Consider the following 22,891-nt stretch of genomic DNA (forward strand, 5'->3'; position numbering starts at 1 on the left):
GTCGAAGTCTGATAGGTTTCGGCTTTTTTGTTTGGAATATTATTTGCTATATTCATGTTTATGAGGAATAAATACTATTTTATCTCGATATTTTTTTATTTTTTGGCAACTTTTTTATTGCCAAATATAAATATTGATGAGCAAAAAGTAACAACTAATTATGATAGAAAAATAAAAAATCATTCCGAAGGAGTGACAGAAAATATAAAGGATACCGACTTCGGATTGAATGAAATTACATTATTAAAGTCCACTTATCCAGATTTGGATGGCTCAGCAATCAATATTACTCAGAAAGAACACCGTCCAGAGTTATCAGATAATGATATTTCGAGTAGTATTTATCGCTCTTTTCTCGAATCAACTACAACAACTTTTCATGCTACTCAAGTTGCTACTATTATGGTAGGTCGAGGAATTTCGTCTCCGATGAATACAGGAGTTGTTCCAAATGCAAGACTATTTTCTGTTTCTTTTGATAAAACAAGTCCTGAAATTGATAAGTTTTATCTTCAAAATAAAGTCTCAGTTGTTAATAACTCTTTTGGAACAGAAATAGAACCTTTTTATGGAAAAAATGCCGCAGATTATGATGCAATTGTACAACGTATCTCCTCATTATTTTTTATTTTTTCAGCAGGAAATTCTGGCTTTTCGAATAGTGTTAATGGTAAATATGCAAATCTAAAAGGCATCTCAAACTTAACAGGTAATTATAAAATGGCAAAAAATATTTTGACCGTCGGAGCAATTAACCAGTACCAGCAAATAACAGATATTAGTTCAGTAGGTCCAGCTTATGATGGGCGAATAAAACCTGAAGTTGTGGCTTTTAGTAATGGTGGAACATCACAGGCTGCTGCATTAGCTTCGGGGATTGTAGCGATGGCTCAACAGTTTTTTCAAAAAATGTATAAGGAAATGCCCTCGGTTGCTTTATTAAAAGCACTTTTGATTAATTCTTCGGATGATGTTGGAGCTATTGGCATAGACCATAAAACGGGTTTTGGCAGTATAAATGCCTCAGCAATCATTCAGGATATAGAAAAGAAAACTTTTTGGGAAAGTTCTTTATCTACAAACGAACAAAAAAGTATATTTATAAATATTCCTGAAAATATTGAGCAAATCAAAATTACATTGACTTGGTCTGATTTGCCTGCTAATTCAAATGCTCCTAAAGCCTTAGTCAATGATTTGGACCTATCATTAACGACGGAAAATCCAATTTTTACAATTTGGCAGCCTTGGGTTTTAAGTCATTTCCCTCATCAAGATTCTCTACTTAAAAAACCAATTAGAGCTCATGATAATCTTAATAATATTGAACAAATTACGCTTGATAAGCCCAAAGCTGGTAAATACAAGATATTAGTTTTTGGGAATAAAATATTGAGCCCATCTCAAAATTTCGCAGTAGCATATCGCTTACAATTATCAAAACAATTTTCTTGGATATTTCCAGTACGAGATAGTAAAATTATAAATAACCAACCTAAAATTATTCGGTGGAAAAGTACATTGACCGATGTCAGAGCGAAATTAGATTATTCCCTAAATGATGGTAAAACTTGGATAAACTTAAAATCTGATATTAATCTTAAAACAGGTTTTTATAGTTGGGAAACACCCAATATATTTTCAGAAGTTAAACTTCGACTTAGTACCAGCAATCAACAATTTATTAGTGATAGTTTTATTATTTCTCCAATTATCCAAGCTAATTCCCTTTTTTTCTGTGCTGATTCTACTCAATTATTTTGGAATGAACCACAATTTGGGTTAGATGGCGTAAAGTATAATGTTTATCAGTTAGATAAAATGAATAATAGTTGGAAAAGAAAAATCACCCTCACCAAACTAAATACAGTTCTGCATAATACATCACAAAACGATAGTTTTTCCATAGAACCCATATTACCTTCAGGAAAAACGGGGATAAGAAGTGATATTATTAATACTAAAAATTCTGGCGTATCATGTTTTTATAATGATTTTAGTTCTGTTCTGGAGGATGAAAAAGGTAAGCTATTATTAAAGTTGACGACTACTTTAGGGATTAAGAATCTAAATTTTCTAAAAGTAACAGATTCTGGGTTAAAAAACCTATCAACAGTAACAGTTAATCCAAATATTCAAGATTATACTTTTTTTGATATGCAACTTCAAGAAGGCGTTAATAAATATCAGGTACAACTTAATTTTAAAAATGGTAAGACTATTTACTCAGATATTAGCGTTTTATTCTACTCAGATACAAACTCATTTTGGCTTTTTCCCAATCCATTACAACTAAATGAACATCTAATCGTTCAGAGTAACTCCCCTGAGGTCTCATCATTCACACTATTTAATGTTGTAGGTTCAACAGTTTTAGAACAACCTATTTATTATGGAAGAAATCAACTAAATATATCTTCACTTTCTGCTGGGAATTACTATTTCCGCATTTATAATCCAGAATCCCTTAAAATTAAAAAAGGCAAGATAACTGTTATTTTCTGAGTACAAATTGTATCATTTTTATTTATAATAACACCTGTATTAGTAAATACATGAACGCAAAAAATAAAATATAAAAATATAATTAATGATTTTATTTATGATTTAGTTTGATTTGTAGTTATTGAGAATATCTATGTATATAAATTGTACAACAAAAAGGCAAAATAGTATCACTTGTTATAAATTGTATTATAAATGGATAATATTGTATTATATGTCATGTTTGAGAAATGTCTTACTTTGTACTGAGCTCAAAAAAACAATATCTCAATTTTAAAAACAATTTATTATGCTAACTCAAAAGACTTTAGTAAGAACATTATGTTTATTTGTCGGAACATCAATGTCCTTTTTTTTCACAAGTTGTTCAGAAGACATTTCAACTGAACCTAAAAACACCAATAACATCAATACCGTTGTTAATGAAGAAGGTATCTATGGAAATGGTGTAAATCTTCAGCCATCTTATTATAACGGAGGTAATTGTGACTTAGGTTGGAATTTAATGAAAGCTAATACCAAGATTAAAACCGTAAGAATTGAAATTGAACCCAATCAGGTAACGAATGCTAAAAGATGGATTGCTGAAGCTAAAGCAAATGGTTATACCGTGATTGCTACTTATCACAAATCAACTGTTTTAGGTTCAGATAATACCTCAGAATTAACAGCGGCAGCTAACTGGTGGAAAACCAATTACAAAACCTTAGGGGGAAATTTTGTTATTAATCTTACCAATGAATGGGGAAGTCATAACATAACATCTAATGCTTATGCTTCAGCATATAATACAGCAATCAGTATTGTACGTACTGTTTATTCAGGTAGAATAATTATTGATATCCCAGGTTGGGGACAAGAAACAGCAACTGCCGCTGCAGCAGTAAAGGGAACCAATGGAACAAAAATCAATGATACCAACATTATTTTGTCAGCTCATATTTATCCTGGTGCATATAATCAAGGAAAAGGACGCTATATGAATACCTCTGATATAGATGATTTGGCTTCTTCAGGAAGAGTATGTATAATTGGAGAGTTTGGACCAATAGGAGGCTCAGGAGCGGATTGGTATGCAATAACAAATTATGCGAAAAGTAAAGGATGGACAGTTCTGGGATGGGCTTGGGCAGGAGACGGAATAGGAATGAATATGATTACTCCTCAATTCCAAGCTTATACTGCTGGTAGTCCTAAAACATACTCAAAGTCTACTTACTTTAATACAGTTTACAATTTATTGTAGAAGCGAAATACATAAAATAAATAGTCCAGACTCTCTGAGGCAATATTGCTTTAGAGAGTTTTTTTGTAAATTGTAAATACTAATACAATTGGTACAAAAAAAAGATTGTGTATATATAAATACCATAATTGTCTTTTATATTATTGCTTTATAGCGTTAAATAATGCTATTTTATAAATAATACAAGAATTTAAAGTATGATACTATATTATCAAAATCGTAAAAATAATTACTGAATAAAATGACTAAGATTTATCGTGAAATAACCCCATTAACTTCCAATGATTGCTTTATGGTATTTGCAAGAACCAAAAGTAAATTCGATTTTCCCCTCCATTTTCATGAAGAATTCGAACTTAATTTTATAGAAAATGCTAAAGGTGCAAAACGTATTGTTGGCGACAATATAGAAATAATTGATGATGCAGAATTAGTTTTGGTTGGTTCAAACACTCCTCATGGATGGTTTACAAATGAGTGTAAGAGTCAAAATATTCATGAAATTACTATACAGTTTCATAGAGATTTGTTCGATAAAAAATTCTTAAATAGGAATCAGATGAGTTTCATCCGAACGATGTTTGAACGTTCAACAAGAGGGATTTTGTTTTCTTCAGAAACTATCAAATTAATCAGACCTCGATTAATAGATATCGCTCAAACAAATGGTTTTTGTTCGATTATGGAGTTAATGTCAATCCTTCATGACTTATCAGTATCTCGAAATATGAGAACGCTCGCAACATTATCATTTGCTAATGAAAATGCAACTTATGATAGTAGAAGAATCGAAAAAGCATTTGAATATATGAGGAATAATTACGAGAAGGAAATATCATTAGAAGATATAGCCAAAATTGTAAATATGACGGTTGTAAGTTTCAGTAGATTTGTTAAAAAAAGGACAGGGAAGACATTTATTGATAGCTTAAATGATATTCGTTTGGGTCATGCCTCTCGATTGCTTATAGACACACGTTTGTCAATAGCTGAAGTTTCTTATAAGTGTGGGTATAATAACTTATCCTATTTTAATCGAATCTTTAAGAAAAAACATAATAGTACCCCAAAAGAATTTAGAGAAAATTACTCTGGAACACGAACTTTTATTTAAAAAAAAACTGAGTAAGACTTTGTCCTACTCAGTTTTTACGGAAGAAGCTGTTTAAACTTTCTTTTTTTTATTGATTTTACGTAAGAAAATGACTGAGAATGCCATAAAATGAAGGGACATCCAATTTCTGACTGAGAATTCAAACCTCACAAGCAATGCTTTAAAACCATCAATCCAAGCATTTGCGTGTTCAATTACGGTTCTGTCTTCGTATAATAATTCATCGAAAATTGCTGTCCCAATTGGGGCTAATTCAGCTTCTTTATTTCCTGAATTACGAGAATTGGATTTAACATTTGGAATAATATTTTCTTTTTCACAAGCCTCTCGGAACAAAGCTGAATCAAATCCTGGGTCTGCGTTTAAAAATAATCCATCTAAGTTAATGCCAGCCTCTTTTAGCATGGTACAAATTTCGTCAAAGAGAAATTGTATTTCAAATAAGTCATGATGTTGCCCTTCTTGTGGGGTGGACATTGCCAACATAACCCCTTGATTGTCAGACATAAATAAGGAATTGGTTGTTTTGCAAGCCTTACGACCTTGATAACCCACTGCATCCCCACCATTTTTACATGGAGTATGGCTACCATCGAACTCAACACTTGATAAGTCTAAATATTTGCGATTTTCTTTTAAAATATTAATCCAAATTTTAGCCCAACAACCCGACTTTGCCCATTTATTGTAATGGTAAAATACAGTATTCCAACTCAAAATAGTACCACTGAAAAATTGCTTCGTTGGTAATTCTCGCCATTGACAGCCTGTTTTTAAACGATATAAAATGGCTTCAATTATCTCATGAATTGATGCAGTAGGGTCAAATCCTCTACTGCCAACGGTTAAATGTGGGATAATCCACGTATCAATTGTACTTTTACCGAGTATTCCCATTGCGTGATGTTTTATGATTTAGCACCACAAAATTCTCACTTATTTGGGAATACTTTTCAAAAGTTTAAACAGCTTCGAAGTTATCGTATGGAGTTGTCTCATTTATTTAGGCTAAAACGAAACATATCACGATTGTTAATTTGATAAAATAATTTTCCTTGACAAAATGCTATTTCCCACTTTTAAAGTAATTAGGTATAATCCCGCTCCGAGATTTTTATGTAATTCAATCCTCACTTCGTTGTGCTTTTTGGGTAAAAGAGAAAGTGTTTCGCCATGTACTACTTTCCCGAATAAATCTGAGATAACAATATCCGCTTTAGCATAATTTTCGGTAAAGTAATCAATTATTACTGTGCCTTTTGAAGGATTAGGATATACATTAAATTGAATATCTTGATGTTCTTCCGAATCTATTGCTAACGGTTTTTCTATAATTTCACCCATATATTCTAATTCAACGACTATCCCTTTTGAAAAGGTAGGTAAATTTACCACTTGGCTTGAATTTTTTGCCAAAATATCTAAACTATCAAATTGTATTTTACCAGACAAAATATCTGTATAAATAATCTTATATTTTCCATCTTTCAAACCATAAAAAGTAGCCCCAACACCTGATAAATCATCACGTCCATTGCCATCATAAATAATAACGTAAGCTCGTTTTGAACTTTTAAATCCACGTGCTGATAGTGAAGAATAATTAGTAATATTTACATTAAAATTAGTTATTGAACCTTCTTTAACGAAGTCTTTGTCTTTCAAAAAAACAGCTGCACTTTTAAATAAATTAGCCCATTCTGGTTTTGTATAATTATCCCAAAGCCACATTAAATGTGGTACTTGATTCATAATTCCCGTCCAAATAGATATTCTTTGTGTTTCAAAAGGAACATCTGCCGTGTTGATATCAAGTCCGTATTCTCCATTGATAATTGCCGTTCTTGATAGTTTTTGTTTAAAATCTTCATCCTTAGTATTTTGAGCATCCAATAATTTAGTATCGTACAAATGGTATTGAACTACATCCAACCCTTCCAATTTATCCATTTCTAACAGTTGTTTGTCTTCGGCACTGGTTGTGATTATATGTTTAAATGGGTCGATTGATTTGATGTATTTTCCCATCTCATTATGCCATGATAAAATACCTTCTTTCCAAGCGGCTGATTGATTGGGGTGTATCCCCGTAAATTGTACTTCATTAAATAACTCCCAAGCAAATAATTGAGAAGAATACCCCCAACGTGCAACGGTGTAACGCAGTAATTTTTTTACACTTTTTTTAGCTGTTTCATTGTAGAAAAACTCTTCAGCTTTGGTTAATGGCCCTCCTAATTTGGCATTATAAGGATTATCATTCCAGTTAGAATTGACGTTTTCAGAAAACATTCCATGCTGAAAAAGAACCAATTGAAGGTATATGTTTTTACTTTCAGACAATGAGAACAAAGAATCAGAAATTGCAGCAGCTTCTTGACTATAAACCCCGATACCTTTGTTGTAACCATCATTTTTCCACTCTAATGCTTGACGGTTGAAAGGTACTTGCCAAAACCTTACTAAATTAGCTTCTGCATTAGCTAAATTATTGATGATAGTAGAATAATTTTGAATAGAATTCCAACCCACATTTATTCCTAAGGGATAGTAAGGTTGTCCTGAGGTATGGCGATAATATTGATAATTGTCTGGATCTAATTTGATAATCCCCTTTTTTATATCTTGTTGAATATCAATGGTGTATTCCTGAGAAGTGACAGTTCCGTTTTTGTCAGTAAGTTTAAAGTTAAATGTATGAATTCCTGCTTTTGGAGAAGAAAAGCGTAGCATCCAATATTGATTAGTAGTATCTGTTCGCCAAGTATTTTGACTAAAAAAACCTTTCACAAAATAAAAACATGGAACTGTTATTTTTTGTTGGTCTGGTAATGTAACGATAGCATCAATCGAAATTTCTTCATTATCAAAAGCATTTTTATATTTATCTTTAACAACAAATCCAAATTCTACTTTTTGATTTACTTTGGGAACGGCACTTAACAAAAAAGGTTGGCTGATTTTATCATTTTTGGGCAAAACAAAAATTAAAATTTCCTTTCTACTGACTTTTTTATCATTGTCTGTTAGTGTAAGGGTGGTTTTAAAATTACCACTTTGAGTAAAAACTTTGGTCACTTTTTTTCCTGACAAAGTCGTTCCATCACCGAAACTCCATACATAATCAGTGATAATTCCATCATAATCTACTGATTTTGAGGCGTCAAAATCTACACTTTCGCCAACATTAATGATTGATTTTGAAACTGACAGTAAAGGCACGGCTTCTCCTCCGAGTGAATTGGAGTTACTTAATTTTAAATCATCAAGATACACCAGTGCCTCTGCTTCGTTGTCAACACTAACTGCAATTTCTAATCGAGTAAAGTCTTTATTTTTGATTGTTGATAAGTCAACTTTACATTCAACCCATTTATTAGCATCTGGCTTGAAATTGTATTCGGGTGCCCATTGTTCAAATGGAACAATGTTTCCATCCCAAAATTTTGCAAATACTCTTCCAATAGTGGTAGAATAAATTTTGAAGGTAAGTAAATCGTTTTGTCCAATATTACGTTTATTATCAAACTCAAAACTAATGTATTTCCAATTTCCCGTTTCCTTTTTATAAGATACTATTTTGGCACTTGGATTACCATTTTTAACAGGGTTATCAATAATTTTGGCTTCGGTTGCCACAATTTTTGGAGTTGTAATTGACGTTTCAAAATCGGCTAAAACTTGTGTTTTAGCCTGAAAATGAACGAATAGAATCAGAAAAGCGAGAAAATGAATAGATTTCATAATGATGTTAAAAATCAATTGTTTACAGATTTGTAAATTTTAAAGTTACAATCGAAACTATAAGATTAATGACACTATTAAATCATATTATTGTCTAAAAAAGACCATTTGCTACATTTAATATATGAAGAGTAATAAAAAGACTTTTATTTATGTGAACCGCTATTGAAAATTATAACTCAAATTTTGGTAATTTATTCAAAAAATCAACTTGAACGCTTTATTCAGTTAATAGCGTTTTACTTCAAAATCAGCAGTTTTACTTCGTCTTTAACCCTGAGTCTTCAAAATCTTTGACTCAACGTTCAGCGTAATTAGTGGAAAATCTGTTCCAAATAATATTCTATTTTTCAGCATAGTATTGGCATATTGTACTAATTGATTTGGGAGATATGGGCGACTACAAACATTGAGCTACTTAAAATGCTTCGTCTTGCCCAGTCATCTATATTAAAAATCAAAAGTTATATCTGGAGTGTGTTCATCTACTATTAACCGACCTAAGGTTACCTCTTTTATGTATTCAATTGACACGCCAGGTGCTTTTTCTAATAATTTAAAACCTCCTTCAGGAAGAACTTCTAAAACTGCCAGTTCGGTAACTATTTTTTTGACACAATTAATACCAGTTAAAGGTAAAGTGCATTCTGGCAAAAGTTTCGATTTCCCATCTTTACTAAGATGTTGCATAGCGACAATGATATTTTTGGCTGAAGCTACCAAATCCATTGCACCACCCATACCCTTTACCATTTTATAGGGTATTTTCCAATTGGCAATATCTCCACTCTCAGAAACTTCCATCGCTCCCAAAATAGTTAAATCTATGTGCTCTCCTCTAATCATATTAAAACTTTCGGCAGAATTAAAAAGAGAAGCCCCTTTTTGTAAAGTGATTGTTTGTTTGCCAGCATTGATAAAATCTGCATCAATTTCACTTTCATTTGGAAAAGGGCCAATACCGAGTAAACCATTTTCAGATTGTAAAACAACATTAATTTGGGGAGATAAGTAATTGGCAACTAATGTTGGAATGCCAATTCCTAAATTTACATAATACCCATCTTTTATCTCTTTGGCAATTCTTTGTGCTATTTGTTTTTTACTGATACCAAGAGTTTGTAGCTTTTCTAAATTTTGTTCATTCCTATTTTGTTCAGTAACCATCCTTTGTTCAATTTTTTTTGTGTATTGACTTCCTTTGAATATTCTTTGAACGTATATACCAGGAAGTTGTACTTCGTTAGGATTGAGTGTTCCAACCTCAACTAATTCTTCTACCTCTGCGATTGTTATTTTACCCGCAGTAGCCATCAAAGGGTTAAAATTCTGAGCTGTCCCTCTAAAAATTAGGTTTCCTGCCGTATCTCCTTTCCAGGCTTTTATAATAGCAAAATCTGCTTTTAACCATGATTCCATCAAGTATTTTTTTCCTTCAAACTCTTGTAGTTGTTTACCATTTTCAATTTCGGTACCTACGCCAGCTGGGGTAAAAAAAGCAGGAATTCCCGCCCCTCCAGCTCTGATTCTTTCGGCGAGAGTTCCTTGTGGAATTAGCTCAACTTCCAATACTCCCGAAAGTAACTGTCGCTCAAATTCTTGATTTTCGCCAACATAAGAAGAAATCATTTTTTTTATCTGCTTATTTTTCAACATTAGCCCAAGCCCAAAATTATCCGTACCTGCGTTATTTGAAATACAAGTAAGATTTTTTACTTTTTTGGCAATTAATTCAGTGATTGAGTTCTCTGGAATCCCACAAAGCCCAAAACCTCCAAACATTATAACAACTCCATCAGTAACATCTTGAAGTGCTTTCTGTACATTTTCAACAACCTTATTCATCATAATTTTAGTTAAATATTACTTTAAATTCATTCTGATAGCACCATCCAAACGAATGGTTTCTCCGTTAAGCATCTGATTTTCAAAAATATGCTTTACCAATAAACCAAATTCACTTGGCTGTCCAAATCTGGAAGGAAAGGGAACTTGCAAACTGAGTGAGTCTTGAATTTCTTGCGATAAGGATGCCAATAAAGGCGTTTTGAAAATTCCTGGAGCAATTGTCATTACCCGAATTCCAAATCTTGCTAACTCTCTGGCAATTGGTAGAGTCATTGCAACAATACCTCCTTTTGAAGCCGAATACGCCGCTTGCCCAATTTGTCCATCAAAAGCCGCAATAGATGCTGTATTGATAATTATGCCTCTTTCGCCATCTTTATTTGGTTGGTTATTTTGCATTATATTCGCTGCCAAACGAATGACATTGAAAGTTCCAATAAGGTTAATTTCGATAATTTTAGAAAAAAAATTCAAAGAGTGTGGAATACTCTTTCCAATAACTCTTTGAGCGGGACCAATACCTGCACAATTACACACTCCTTGTAAGCCACCAAAGGTATTTATGGCTAAATCAATTGCATTTTGAACTTGCATTTCATTACTTACATCGGTTTTTACAAAAAGCACTTTATCACTTTCGATACTTTTACCAGTTTCTTCATTGATGTCTAAAATGACAACATTACCGCCATTCTCGACAATCATTTGAGCGGAAGCAAGCCCTAATCCTGATGCTCCTCCTGCTACTAAAAATGTATTGTTTTTAATTTCCATGATAGTTTATTTTGGGTATAAAAATTCTACTAAATCTGGGCGGTGTTTCAAAATTGTCCTTTGGTTTAGTAAACCCTTATCCGTGATTTCACCTAAATCAATTGAAAGTGGTTCTTTGGCTATTACATATTTTACCACTTCATTGAAGCTCCCTGTGGCTTCCTGATGAATTTTTGTATAACATTATTCCCTCTCTCTGTCCTTATTCTGGAGTGTGTTAGACCTTCAACAATGTCTCTTTCTCTTAATTCTGAGAGGTCAAGTCCTGCACTAAAATACTTTCCTTCTCCATGAATAATGACACATTTAACTTCATCAGGATAGATATTTGATTTTTTTCAATACCTAAAATGAGCTCATCATTGACTGCATTACGTTTTTCAGGACGATTAATCAATACCAAAAGTAGATTATCTTTTAGCTCTACATTTAGATTTTTATTGGAAAGATTTATATTTTTTGATTTCATTTCAAATCAAAAAATATCTATTGTAGTTATTGAAGTAATGCGACAGCACGAGTCCAACCTGCACTGGCTTTTTCAATTTTCACAGGAAAACAGGCTACTTTGAATCCTTTTGATGGTAGTAAATCTAAATTGGCTAATTTTTCTATTTGGCAATATTCTTTCTCACGTCCAACCAAATGAGCCGCAAATAAAACACCATTCCGTGGGTTTTTATTGAATTCTTGAGCTTGAAAACGAAGAGGAATATCCCAACCCCATGTATCAATTCCCATCACTTTTATGCCTTGGTCAATAAGCCAGTGAGTAGCCTCTGCCGACATTCCTGCCCCTGTTTTGGCATAATCGTCTTCGTGTTTTTTTTTGTCGTGGTTCGTGCGAATTAAAACAATGTCAAACGGTTTTAGCTGATAGTTTATATTTTGTAAAGCCTCTTTTATTTCATTCGTTGTAATCGCATAACCATCAGACTTATCTAAAAAACTTAATACCACGCCATCCGAAAAAAACCACTCTAAAGGTAATTCATCTATGGTTTTGGAGGGTTTTCCATTACACGTTGGCCAATAGTGCCAAGGGGCATCAATGTGAGTTCCTGCATGAGTGGTTAAACTCAAATGTTCGCCTGCTAAAGCTTTTCCTTCTTCAAAATCAGTAGGTTTTACGCCTGCTATTTTTGCCATCATATCAACAGATTCTTCGTGGTTTTCGTAACGGATTGAAAATGGCAATGGGTCTTTAATATTGCTTCCTATTGAGACAGAAAGGTCTATGATTTTCATAATATTCTTAATGTAAAATGATTTCTATACAATTTTGTTTTGTAATGTGCCTAATCCTTCGATGATTAATAAAACTTCATCCTCAGGTTCAAGCCAAGTATGTATAGTTGCCCCCGACTCCATTAAACATCCCCAACCAACTGTTCCTGAACCAATTACATCTCCAGCGAAAAGCATTGTGTCTTCAGACGCTCTTTCTATCATTTGCCCAAAGGTGAAATGTATATCTTTAAAATTACCATCGGATACTAATTTTCCATTGATATATGCTTTCATTGGCATATCAAATCGGTTGTTGGCGATTCTGAATGGCTCTAATTCGTCCTTCGTAACAATATATTTTCCAAGTGAAGTTGCAAAATCCTTACCCTTCGCAGGGCCTAACATACATTTCATTTCTTGAGCTTGAATATCTCTGGCTGTCCAATCGTTCAAAATAGAGTATCCAGCAATATATTCTTCTGCTTCCTCTGCTTTGATGTTCATCCCATTTTTACTAATTATACAAGCTATTTCAAGTTCAAAATCTAATTTTTGACACTTTGAAGGGCGTTTGATATTTTCTTTGTCTCCTTTAAATGACGAATGATTTGAAAAATAGAAGATTGGCATTTCATACCACACATCGGGTACAGGGTCACCAAAACGTGCGGTAGCATTTTTTAAATGTGTTTCGAAAGCAATAAAATCTCTAAAACTATTTGGATTAGGAATTGGAGCAATTAGTTGAACTTTATCAAGAGGGTAATGTGCATCTTGATTCACTGAATTCTTTATTATTTCAATATTAACTTCATAATCCTGTAAAAAAGATAGCATATCAATGGGCAGTTGAGCATGAGCCAAAGACATATCTACAACGCCGTCTTCTTGTAACCAACCTGCTCTTTGCAACCCCGATGGATTTATAAATGAGATAAATTTCATAAATGAAGAATTTTAATAGTTTAAAATTTATATGTATGTTGATTTCACTTTCTCTCAGTATAAATTTTAGAGAAGGTGAATAATAATAATAAAATACCATTGTTTTTCTAACGCTACCTAAAGACGGTTGTTGGGTAAAAACAAAAAAGATGTTAATTTATTTTAATGAAATAACTTCTAAAATTTATAACTAAGCGTCAAGAAATAAGCTCTTGGTAGAATACCCAGTGTGGAGTAAATACCATTTGGATTTTTATTAAGCATTTCTTTAGTAAAGCCTTGCGTATCAAGAGCCGCAGGGAAGCCTCCTGGGGCAGCCCATCCCATAACTCCATAAGTATTTGCTAAGTTATTTATGCTTGCACTTAATTGTATGTGATTTGAAATTGTGTAGCCTGCATTAAAATCTAAAGAACTAAAGTCTGGTAATTGGAAGGCATTTGCAACATTTGCCCAACGCTTACCCATATATTGAAAGATTAAAGATGTATAAAAACGGTCTGAGTTATACGTTGGTGTTATGGTAAACATAACTGGAGCAACATTATCAGTCTTATTGCCAGAGTAGTCAACTTTTACATCATCTGCGGAGCCATTCGCATTTGCTAAATATACTGTAAAGTCTGTGGCTTTTGAATCTTGGAAAATCCCGACTGCTCTCAAACTGAAACGTTTTGAAAAGTTATAATTTGCCTCAATTTCTAAACCTGTTGTTTCAAATTTTTCATAAACTCTTGGCGGACCATAATACGTACCATCCGTATTCTGAAAAACCTGAAAATTGGGAACATTACTCAAGCGTGTATAAAATGGAGTAACAAACAAATTCAATTTGTCCTTTTTAACTTTTAATCCGAACTCAAGCATTTGTGTACTTTGGGCTTCAACGGGTAGTTCTGCGGCAAGATTCTGATTTGAAAAATCTAAAAACAGACCTAAATCGGGAGATTTTCTACCCTGTGAAAAACGACCATAAAACGCTAATTCATCATTCATTTTATAGTTCATCCCCGCTGAATAAGAAACGGTGCTGGCATTTTTAGTATAGCTAATTGTTGGGTTCTTTGACCAAATTCTATTGTCATATAAAGTTAGGGCATTTCCATCAATACCTGTTTGACTATCAGTACCTCTTTTTGGTGTTGAGAAAGAAGCGGAAATATCAAATGTTTCATAACGAATACCCCAATCAAAGTTTACTTTTGAGCCTATTTGCCAATTATGACCAACGAAAAAAGCTAATTTATCGACGGTTGCTTTATTATCATAATAACCTCCAGCCCCATAGTTAGCAATTCCTTTCGAATCTGTAAAGTCAAAAATTTGTCCAGCCAGATTGGTATATTTTATTCCCACCAATTTAGGTTGATTTTCAACAGTGGCAAAAGCTTGTGCCGAAGGAACGGTAGCAACTCTTGTTACCGTTGAGGTTGAATAATACACGCCTGCCGTCAAAGACATATTTTTTAGTTTTTTAGAGATGGTTGCTTGGTCTATAACTTCTGTTAAATCTATATTCGTATATGGATTAGGGTTATAAAACAAAGCATTTTGTAAAACCTCAATACCAGGTAAATTTAGGTTGTTGGGAATAAATCTAATACCACCACTTGTTGGGGTTGGAGGCAATTGAGATACACTTCCATAAGATGCACCTGTTGCAGGGTTATAAAAATTATACGTTCCAAATTTTCCTGCCATACCTGCTACACCATAAAAAGTAACTTGGTCAACTCTAAATGGGAACACAATTTGAGTCGTATTTAGCTCATTGTTCTTAGCGGAAAAACGGATATTATTATTAAATGTCCAGCCTTCACCAAAGGTTTGTTCCCAATTAAGACCAATCGCTTTATCGGCATATCTTCCAACATTACGAGTATTGTAGTTTATATCAGCACCTGCAAATGGAGTTCCCAAAATAGAAAATTGCACATCTTGTACTAAGGTTGATGATGTGTTGTCAAACCCTTTAACAATTTGCGGGTTGTCAAAACCAATAGTTGGTGTCTGCTCAAATTGTGCAGTTCTATCATCCAAAAACTTAGTATAAAGTTTTAATGACCCCGAACGGTAATTTTTAACGATATTTGCTTTAATCTGTCCACCTCTGCTCAATGGGTATCCCGGATATTTTGGTCCATCGGCATATCGATAAAAGCCCCCCACATTAAATGTTAAATCCTTTGTTTTGTTTAGCGGACCTCCTACATTAAAATCACCTCTATAATATGGTTTTTTGCCATTACCTTCTAAACCCATTTTCAATCTAAACTCAGTAGATAAAGCTGTCGTTCCAACTTTTGAAATATAGTTAAATATCCCTCCTGGTGCGTTTGCCCCTAAAATTGAAGCCGTACCACCTCTAACTGCTTCCACTTTCAATATAGTAGCATCAGCTCTTAAAAAACCATCTGCTTTTAGTGTAGGGTCTGTTGCAGTAGCTCCTGGGTTTGCCATAATTGGGAGTCCATCTTCTTGCAAAGAAATGTATGCAGAGCCACCGCCATAATTTAATCCACGAGTATAAACAGATGCGTTGACCTCCCCTCTTGAAGTATTTACATAGACACCAGGAACATTTTTCAGTAAATCTACCGAACTATTCACAGCCATACGTTCAATTTGCTTTGCACCAATACTTGTAATGGCAACAGACGCTTCCATTCTTGTTCTTTTATCCAGTACACCAGTAATTACAACCTCTTCAAGAGCAGTATCATCATCTTCTAAAATAATATTCAGTGTATTCATATCTCCAATACGACGTTCTACCGTCCTGTAACCAATAAAGCTAAAAACTAATATAGAATTTTCGATGATACCTTCAAGCAGATACTTGCCGTCCTTATCAGTAACAGTACCTCTTTTTGTTCCTTTTATAGAGATATTGACTCCTATTAAGGGTTCTCCAGCTTGAGAAGATACTTTTCCTGAAATACTGTTTTGTATAAACTTCACATTAGATGAAATAGCCGTTTGGGTTGCCCCCAACAGTTGAAAAGTACCAACGAGAAATAATAGAATACATAATGAAGTTAATTGCAGAGTGGTTTGTGTTGTTTTCATGACATGATTGTTTATGGATATTTCTACATACTTTTAAATATAGAATGTTCTTTGTCTGGAGACACGTAATTTTCTATTTTTAATCTGTAAAAACTATATCACAAAGGTGATGAAAATCAACATCATGCCGTTAGGCAAAAAACAGGAGTTATTATGCAAAAACAATCAATTTTTATTTTTTCAAGAATAAATAAAGTAATTCTAATTAATCGTACAAGGTGGACTTAATGTTTTGATACTTTGTATTAGGAGTTAGTTATTGGAAATTTGTATTAAAGTCGCTAATAATCAGATTATTACTATTAATGCAAACCTAAATTGTTTTTTTACGGGTTTAAAAATATTAATTTCTATTAATTATCTGGGTATTATGGAATAAGTGGAGAGACTATTTAAGAATTACTATGACCATAAGGTTGATTATTAATGACTTATGGTATTTCGGGATAGTATTTTTATTTTGATAGTATTCAAACAAGCTGATTAATAGAGGATTTCAATTGTAAGCCCTATTTATTAGACTAATCCTCTATATTCAGTTGGGGTAAAACCCGTTTTGTTCTTAAAAAATCGTGCAAAATCACTTGGGTCTTGTTTCCCAATTTTAAAGGCAATATCGCTAATAGATAAGGTAGATTGTTTTAATAAAACTTTAGATTCCAGTAAAACCATTTCATCCAGCAACGTATGGGCTGATTTCCCTGTGATTGATTTTACACACTTTTGTAGATGATTGGGAGAGATTGATAGTAAGTCTGCATATTCAGAAACAAGCGTTTTTTCATATATAAACTGAATGAGAGCATTTTTGTATTGTTGTGTTATTCTGAGTGCTGCGTTTTTATGTTGAATTAAATCTGGTTCTGCAAATCTCTTAAGTTCAACAAAAAGGCATAGTAAGTTCATTTTAATGACTTCAAATTTACCTTTATGATTATTTAAAAACTCTTTTTCAATTCTAAATAAAATATTCAAAATATCCTGCAAGTTTTCTTGAGGTACAACAAGCATAGGGTTGCTTGCAAAGTTCAAAAAACTAAACTCCTGTACAATTGCCCTATGCCCCAAACTATGTTGCAATAAATCAAGTTCAAAATGGCAATAGAACCCTTTTGAATCTTCTGACATTTTTTCGTGCGTTGAGATTTGATAAGCTGGGAGAAAAAAAAATGTATTTTCTCCCAAAGCGTAGTTATCTAATCCTTTACTTCGGGCAGTAGAACCATGAGTGATAAACTCAAAATCAAAGACCGTTTTACGATGTGGTAAAAGTGGAAATTTCATCGAGTCTTTAAAATTTTCTATTCTACTAATATAGAAAAAATTTGACGGCGGATGCAAGGAGTTTTTTTGTTCAGAATCTTTGAAAAAAAAATTCCTTATTTCAAATGCGTTCAAAGTTGGTATTTCTACACCTTTTTCTTCCATTATATTCGTGATTCAATGATTTGTCTATACGGTTTTAGTACCAAAATTGATAGGGTTAATCCAACCGTTCCACCGATTAAAAATAGCCACATTAAGGAGTAACGAATCATATTTTCATCTTTAAAAATATAATCGGTAAAAATAGCTACTAATGCTGGTCCTAAAGCTAAACCGACAAGATTTAGAATAAAAAGCATGATTGATGATGATAACGCTCTGACTTGATTGGGCATAATTTCTTGAACTGCTGCCGTTGCTGCTCCAAAAGGTGCTGAAAGTCCAAATGCAGGTAGAGCCATCAATAACAACGACCACTCTGCATGAGGCATAAGAACTGCAATTGCCCCAAAAAAGCAAAGTGTAGCACCAATAACACTAATCCGAAGTCTACCATCTGTTTTGCCTTGTTTCGTAAGTCTATCTGCATACCAGCCACCAAATAATACACCTGTAATTGAACAAATTACTAAAACTGTTCCATAAAATGCCCCAGCACGAGGTACAGCCCAACCATAGGTGCGTGACACGAATGTAGGAACCCAAGCATTACATCCAAAATTAACTAATGCTTGTGAAGAAGTAATAAAACATATCATTAAATAAGTTTTACGATACTTGAAGATTATTTTTATTGCCTCTGAAAAGGAAAGTGTTACATCTTGTCCATCTTTTTGTAAAAGGTTTTTTCGAGTAGGTTCTTTTATCGTAAATAACAGTAAAGTAATGACTAAACCAGGTAATCCTACATATAGAAATATAATTTGCCAAGGGAATATTTGCCCTAAAATCGGTACAATTATCATTCCTTCAGTTGGTAAATTAGCAACAATTCCTGAGCCAATCAGTGTTGCCAAACCTGAACCCAAAAAGATTCCCATTGTAAAAATACTCATGGCGGTTGCTAATTTATTTTTAGGAAATAAATCCGCAATCATAGAATATGCCGAAGGAGATAGAGTTGATTCTCCAACGCCAACGCCCATTCTGACCAAAAAAAATTGTAAGTAAGTACCGATACCAGCACATAGCGTTGTCATAGCCGACCAAACAGTGATGCCAATCATAACAATATTTCTACGATTACTTCTATCTGCTAAACGCCCTATGATGACTCCAAATAATGTATAAAATATGGCAAATGAAAGTCCCATCAATAAACTTACTTCCGTATCAGAAAGCATCAAATCTCTCTTGATTGGTTTTACTAATAAACTTAGAATTTGTCGATCTATAAAAGAAGATATATTGGCGAGTGTGAGTAATACAACGATGTACCAAGCATGGGTATTTGAACTATTTGATTTGAGGGAGTCTTCTTTCATTGATTTTGACTTTATTTTAATTCATAAAATATGAAAATATTATATTTGAATAGTGCAAAATTTGCACTATTCATTGAATTAAAAAAGGCGAAAAAACTCTAATACTATGCAAAATCAATTAAAATTGAAAAAGAATAGACAAAAATGAGTGTTTTAGCTTGAGATAATTGTTAATCATTCAACACATCTTAACCATAAAAAATAGATTGAAAATACAATGTTTAACCCAACTGTTCTTTAATTTTAAAAAACCTTTTGAGATAACTTAAACGTTATTTTCCTCCAAAAGTATAGCCTACGGATATATTAAAAATTAAAGGTGAATTATCAATTCCTACGTTGGCAACTTTTTGATTCTCGGTTTTTTGGGTGGTTTTGTTGTGGTAACTAAACGAATCATCGCTTAAAGAACTACCTACATTAGGCCAATATCGTAAACTTGTAGCAGTAGTTATGCCTTGCAAAATCTTCTTCTGACTATTTCTGAACGGGAAATAACGATAATAGACACCCGCCCCCAGCGTAAATGTTTTATAATCTTTTATCCTATTGTTGATATTTTGTGGCTCATCTTTATAATACACTTCCCAGCTATGTAGCTTGGGTTCAAAGCGGACATCAAGATTTGAAGTGAACCTATACCCAATGCCAAAACCCGTTGAAAACGGCAAATATAAATCTACATTTTGACTTTTATATTCTCCTCCCGATGCCGATGGAGGGTTTAGATTAAAACCATGTGAATAATCAAAAATCATTCGATTTGTGGTATAATTCACTTCTATATTGCCGCCTTTTAGAGCTATGGGCTGAATTAATCCCGCCACAATCGAAAGTTTATAACTATACAATAGCTCTTTCTTGGTTTTCTTTTGAGCAAAACATTGAATTGTCAAAGCCAGTAATGCTATACTTAAAAATATTTTTTTCATAGTTTCGTTTTTAAAAATTAATTCCTAAAAGGATGTTTCCGTGGAGAAAATTATCTGGTTTGCCACCACGTGGGCCAATATCAGCGATAATATTACCAAGACCTCCAAATTGTGGCGTCAGGTAAATGATATTTTCCCCTTTTTTGATTAAATTTAATTTGTAGCCCACATTAGTTTCCCAAAACCAAGTTGGTGTTTCGTAGTTTTTCCCATCAATTAGGTTTTTGGTTCCCCAAGCATAACCCATGTTTGACTTGGCTTCGATATGGAGTCCCTTCCATAAGTATTGTCTGTAACCAACTACAAGCATATATTCATTGATTTTCTCTACCACATCATGCTTTACATTTGGACGAATGTAAACTCCAATAATCAATTCGCCATGATTTTTGAAATTAATAGGCGTTAATCGTTTAGTGGCTTGAATACGAATGATTTGAACTGTTGGATAAAAGGGTTGGAATAGCTCAGTTTCTACTCCCCATTTTTGGGATGAAGGCATTTCGACTACTTGGGAAAAGGCACTAAAAGTATGGCAGATATATCCACCAAAGAAAAGAAGGATTGTTTTCATTTTATACTTATGTGTTTGATACAAGTACAAAATTACGCTCACAAGAAGCTTCGAATTCTTAACCTACGTTAGGAAAATGAGCAAATTATTTTTCCATAATATTTTTACGGATTCGACTCAAGGACTCAGGCTTTATGCCAATATAAGAAGCAATATAGTGCTGAGGAATACGCTCCATCACTTTGGGTCGTTCTTTTATTAGGTTAAGGTAACGCTCTTCGGCAGTGAAGTTTTCGAGCATTTCATTTCTACTCCTTACACCCAGAAAAGCATTTTCTGCCATTTTCCTTCCTAATTTTTCAAATTTTGGCATTTCATCATAAATTTCATGTATATTTTTGGATGAAAGCATCAATACATCTGTTTTTTCGAGTGTCTGAATATTTAGTCTGGACGGGCGACCCGTAAGAAAACTATCGAAGTCTGTGTACCAAGTATTTTCAAAGAAAAACTGTGCTGTATTTTCTTCTCCGTCAATGTTATAAAAGTATCTTAAACAACCTTTATTGATAAAATATACATTATCACAAACTTGTCCTTCTTGTAAAATCAATTCTTTTTTCTTGAATTGTCTGACCTGCAACTTATTCACAAAATAATCTTGCTCGCTTTTATCAAGCAAAATAAACTGTGCAAGGCTATTTAATATTTTGTCAAACATACTTAATGGTTTAATATTCAAATGGTTTCGCAAATATAGCAAAACTATAAAATGCGGCTCGTTTGATTTCTAAAAATAGAATGTTTTGTTTTATCTCAACAGTTTGTATGAGCATAAATCTTGCTTTTTTACATAGCTTGGTGGACTCATAAATTCTTTTGTATTGTTTGATACTGCGGTTATTTCAGTAGGAATACACCTTATTTTTCCTATTGCTACTTTTCTTAGTGTAACCAATTTCTCTTTCAAATGAAAATGGTTGTAGGCTAAAATTTATTTCGGAATTATATACTATTTGACGCAAAACCTCACCTCCGACCCCTGGAGGGGGTGAGGTTTTTATTGAAAAAACTTGACTTACGTCAAAGGGTATATACTTCCGATTTATTTTAAGGGTATATAAATTTGAATGTCATATCAAAAATGTACTAAAGAATACCAATTTCAATAAAAATATATTCAAATCTAAAATTTAAAATAACTTTTGCCTACCTCCTAAATCCAATTTATCTTTATACTCTATTTTTAATTATTCCAATTTATTTAAAATCTATTTATGAATTTAACAATTAATCCTACGATTGAAAAGGCTGACCTTTTCAATCAAATCGCCTCTGAACTCTCAAAATTAGGTCTTTCAATTTCTGTTCAAGATCAAACTCGCCCATGGGGAGGTTTTTTTGTATTAGAAGAAAGTCAAGCTACTGAATTTGCAGCTCGATATTTTCCTCAATTAGAAATGTCTGAAATTCAAATTACGAATAAGCTATCACCTAAAATTTTAGTAGTTTCTCCAGATAAACGTTTATCATGGCAATATCATTTCCGTCGTGCCGAAATTTGGAAAGTAATTGCAGGAACAACAGTTGGTGTAAAAGTGAGTGATAATGATGATGAACCCGAAGAAATTCAAGTTTTAGAATCAGGTAGTTTCATCCAATTGAATAAGGGTGAGCGTCACCGTTTGATTGGATTAAATGGTTGGGGAGTTGTAGCGGAAATTTGGCAACACACCAATTCTGAACAGCCATCTGATGAAGAAGATATTGTAAGATTGCAAGACGACTTTGGTAGATAATTTTTAGGGATAAAATACAGCACTGACCAAACTTAATTGTTCAAGTAATAATTTAACAGACTTAAATGTTAGTAAAGTTTTAGCGTTGTCATCCTTAGATTGTAGTTCCAATAAAATCAAAACTATCTGTGTAAGTAGTCTAAACCAGCCCTCACCAAACAATTGGGTGAAAGACGCAACAGCAACATACTCAATTTGTAAATAAATATAGGGAATGATGGGAGACACCGCAAACAAAACTACCGATAATAACTAAGCCTTGATGGTTTGGCATTCAGTCAAACCATCAAGGAATGAAGGACGCTTAGTGTTGAACTTAACCTCTATTGGCGGTCTGCTTCAATGGTTGCTTTTATGGATTGTTTTTCGACTTGAAGATATTTGGAAAAGCAGGTTTTCGAAACACCACAAATTTTAAACA

17 protein-coding genes are annotated in these 22,891 nt (G+C 33.2%); 4 read left to right on the plus strand and 13 right to left on the minus strand.

Features of this window, described 5'->3' with window-relative positions:
• The first annotated feature begins 102 nt into the window (after positions 1-102).
• The 3 genes from VB796_RS18665 (at position 103) to VB796_RS18675 (ending at position 4,865) form a co-directional block, all read left to right on the plus strand.
• Positions 103-2,505, plus strand: a complete 2,403-nt coding sequence (locus VB796_RS18665) for a S8 family peptidase (RefSeq protein WP_323348102.1) — start codon at positions 103-105, stop codon at positions 2,503-2,505.
• Positions 2,506-2,794: 289 nt separating this feature from the next.
• Positions 2,795-3,751 carry a hypothetical protein gene (locus VB796_RS18670; protein ID WP_323348097.1) on the plus strand — a complete coding sequence of 319 codons (957 nt, stop codon included), beginning with the start codon at positions 2,795-2,797 and terminating at the stop codon, positions 3,749-3,751.
• A gap of 241 nt (positions 3,752-3,992) precedes the next feature.
• Positions 3,993-4,865, plus strand: coding sequence for an AraC family transcriptional regulator (locus VB796_RS18675; RefSeq protein ID WP_323348103.1), 873 nt, complete (start codon positions 3,993-3,995; stop codon positions 4,863-4,865).
• Positions 4,866-4,916: 51 nt separating this feature from the next.
• Here the strand turns inward: VB796_RS18675 and VB796_RS18680 are convergent, their stop codons facing one another.
• From VB796_RS18680 to VB796_RS18740, 13 genes are all read right to left on the minus strand, one after another.
• Positions 4,917-5,762: an IS5 family transposase gene (locus tag VB796_RS18680; RefSeq protein ID WP_323348104.1), complete on the minus strand. Its 846-nt coding sequence runs from the start codon at positions 5,760-5,762 to the stop codon at positions 4,917-4,919.
• A gap of 135 nt (positions 5,763-5,897) precedes the next feature.
• Positions 5,898-8,609 carry a PKD domain-containing protein gene (locus VB796_RS18685; RefSeq protein WP_323348105.1) on the minus strand — a complete coding sequence of 904 codons (2,712 nt, stop codon included), beginning with the start codon at positions 8,607-8,609 and terminating at the stop codon, positions 5,898-5,900.
• A 450-nt stretch (positions 8,610-9,059) separates the two neighbouring features.
• Positions 9,060-10,457, minus strand: a complete 1,398-nt coding sequence (locus tag VB796_RS18690; protein WP_323348106.1) for a 3-oxoacid CoA-transferase — start codon at positions 10,455-10,457, stop codon at positions 9,060-9,062.
• Positions 10,458-10,472: 15 nt separating this feature from the next.
• Positions 10,473-11,231 carry a 3-hydroxyacyl-CoA dehydrogenase gene (locus VB796_RS18695; protein ID WP_323348107.1) on the minus strand — a complete coding sequence of 253 codons (759 nt, stop codon included), beginning with the start codon at positions 11,229-11,231 and terminating at the stop codon, positions 10,473-10,475.
• 244 nt (positions 11,232-11,475) lie between these two features.
• The gene (locus VB796_RS18700) at positions 11,476-11,700 is read right to left on the minus strand and encodes a hypothetical protein (protein ID WP_323348108.1); all 225 of its coding nucleotides are present in this window, start codon (positions 11,698-11,700) and stop codon (positions 11,476-11,478) included.
• Between the two features lie 26 nt (positions 11,701-11,726).
• Positions 11,727-12,479 (minus strand): cyclase family protein, encoded by a 753-nt coding sequence (locus VB796_RS18705; protein WP_323348109.1) that lies wholly within the window; start codon positions 12,477-12,479, stop codon positions 11,727-11,729.
• Positions 12,480-12,503: 24 nt separating this feature from the next.
• A complete protein-coding gene (locus VB796_RS18710; RefSeq protein WP_323348110.1) occupies positions 12,504-13,406 on the minus strand; it encodes a fumarylacetoacetate hydrolase family protein in 903 nt (300 codons plus the stop codon).
• Between the two features lie 177 nt (positions 13,407-13,583).
• On the minus strand, positions 13,584-16,475 hold the full coding sequence (locus tag VB796_RS18715; RefSeq protein WP_323348111.1) for a TonB-dependent receptor: 2,892 nt from the start codon (positions 16,473-16,475) through the stop codon (positions 13,584-13,586).
• A 516-nt stretch (positions 16,476-16,991) separates the two neighbouring features.
• Entirely contained in the window at positions 16,992-17,603 is a 612-nt protein-coding gene (locus VB796_RS18720; RefSeq protein ID WP_323348112.1) for a helix-turn-helix transcriptional regulator, read from the minus strand.
• Positions 17,604-17,902: 299 nt separating this feature from the next.
• Positions 17,903-19,225, minus strand: coding sequence for an MFS transporter (locus tag VB796_RS18725; RefSeq protein ID WP_323348113.1), 1,323 nt, complete (start codon positions 19,223-19,225; stop codon positions 17,903-17,905).
• Positions 19,226-19,497: 272 nt separating this feature from the next.
• Positions 19,498-20,157, minus strand: coding sequence for a hypothetical protein (locus tag VB796_RS18730; protein WP_323348114.1), 660 nt, complete (start codon positions 20,155-20,157; stop codon positions 19,498-19,500).
• Positions 20,158-20,167: 10 nt separating this feature from the next.
• Positions 20,168-20,731, minus strand: a complete 564-nt coding sequence (locus VB796_RS18735; RefSeq protein ID WP_323348115.1) for a hypothetical protein — start codon at positions 20,729-20,731, stop codon at positions 20,168-20,170.
• A gap of 85 nt (positions 20,732-20,816) precedes the next feature.
• Entirely contained in the window at positions 20,817-21,392 is a 576-nt protein-coding gene (locus VB796_RS18740; RefSeq protein WP_323348116.1) for a Crp/Fnr family transcriptional regulator, read from the minus strand.
• A gap of 556 nt (positions 21,393-21,948) precedes the next feature.
• Here VB796_RS18740 and VB796_RS18745 point away from each other — a divergent pair.
• Positions 21,949-22,470, plus strand: a complete 522-nt coding sequence (locus VB796_RS18745; protein ID WP_323348117.1) for a phosphoheptose isomerase — start codon at positions 21,949-21,951, stop codon at positions 22,468-22,470.
• The last annotated feature ends 421 nt before the right edge of the window (positions 22,471-22,891 follow it).

This window comes from Arcicella sp. LKC2W (assembly GCF_034931005.1).
Taxonomy (GTDB): domain Bacteria; phylum Bacteroidota; class Bacteroidia; order Cytophagales; family Spirosomataceae; genus Arcicella.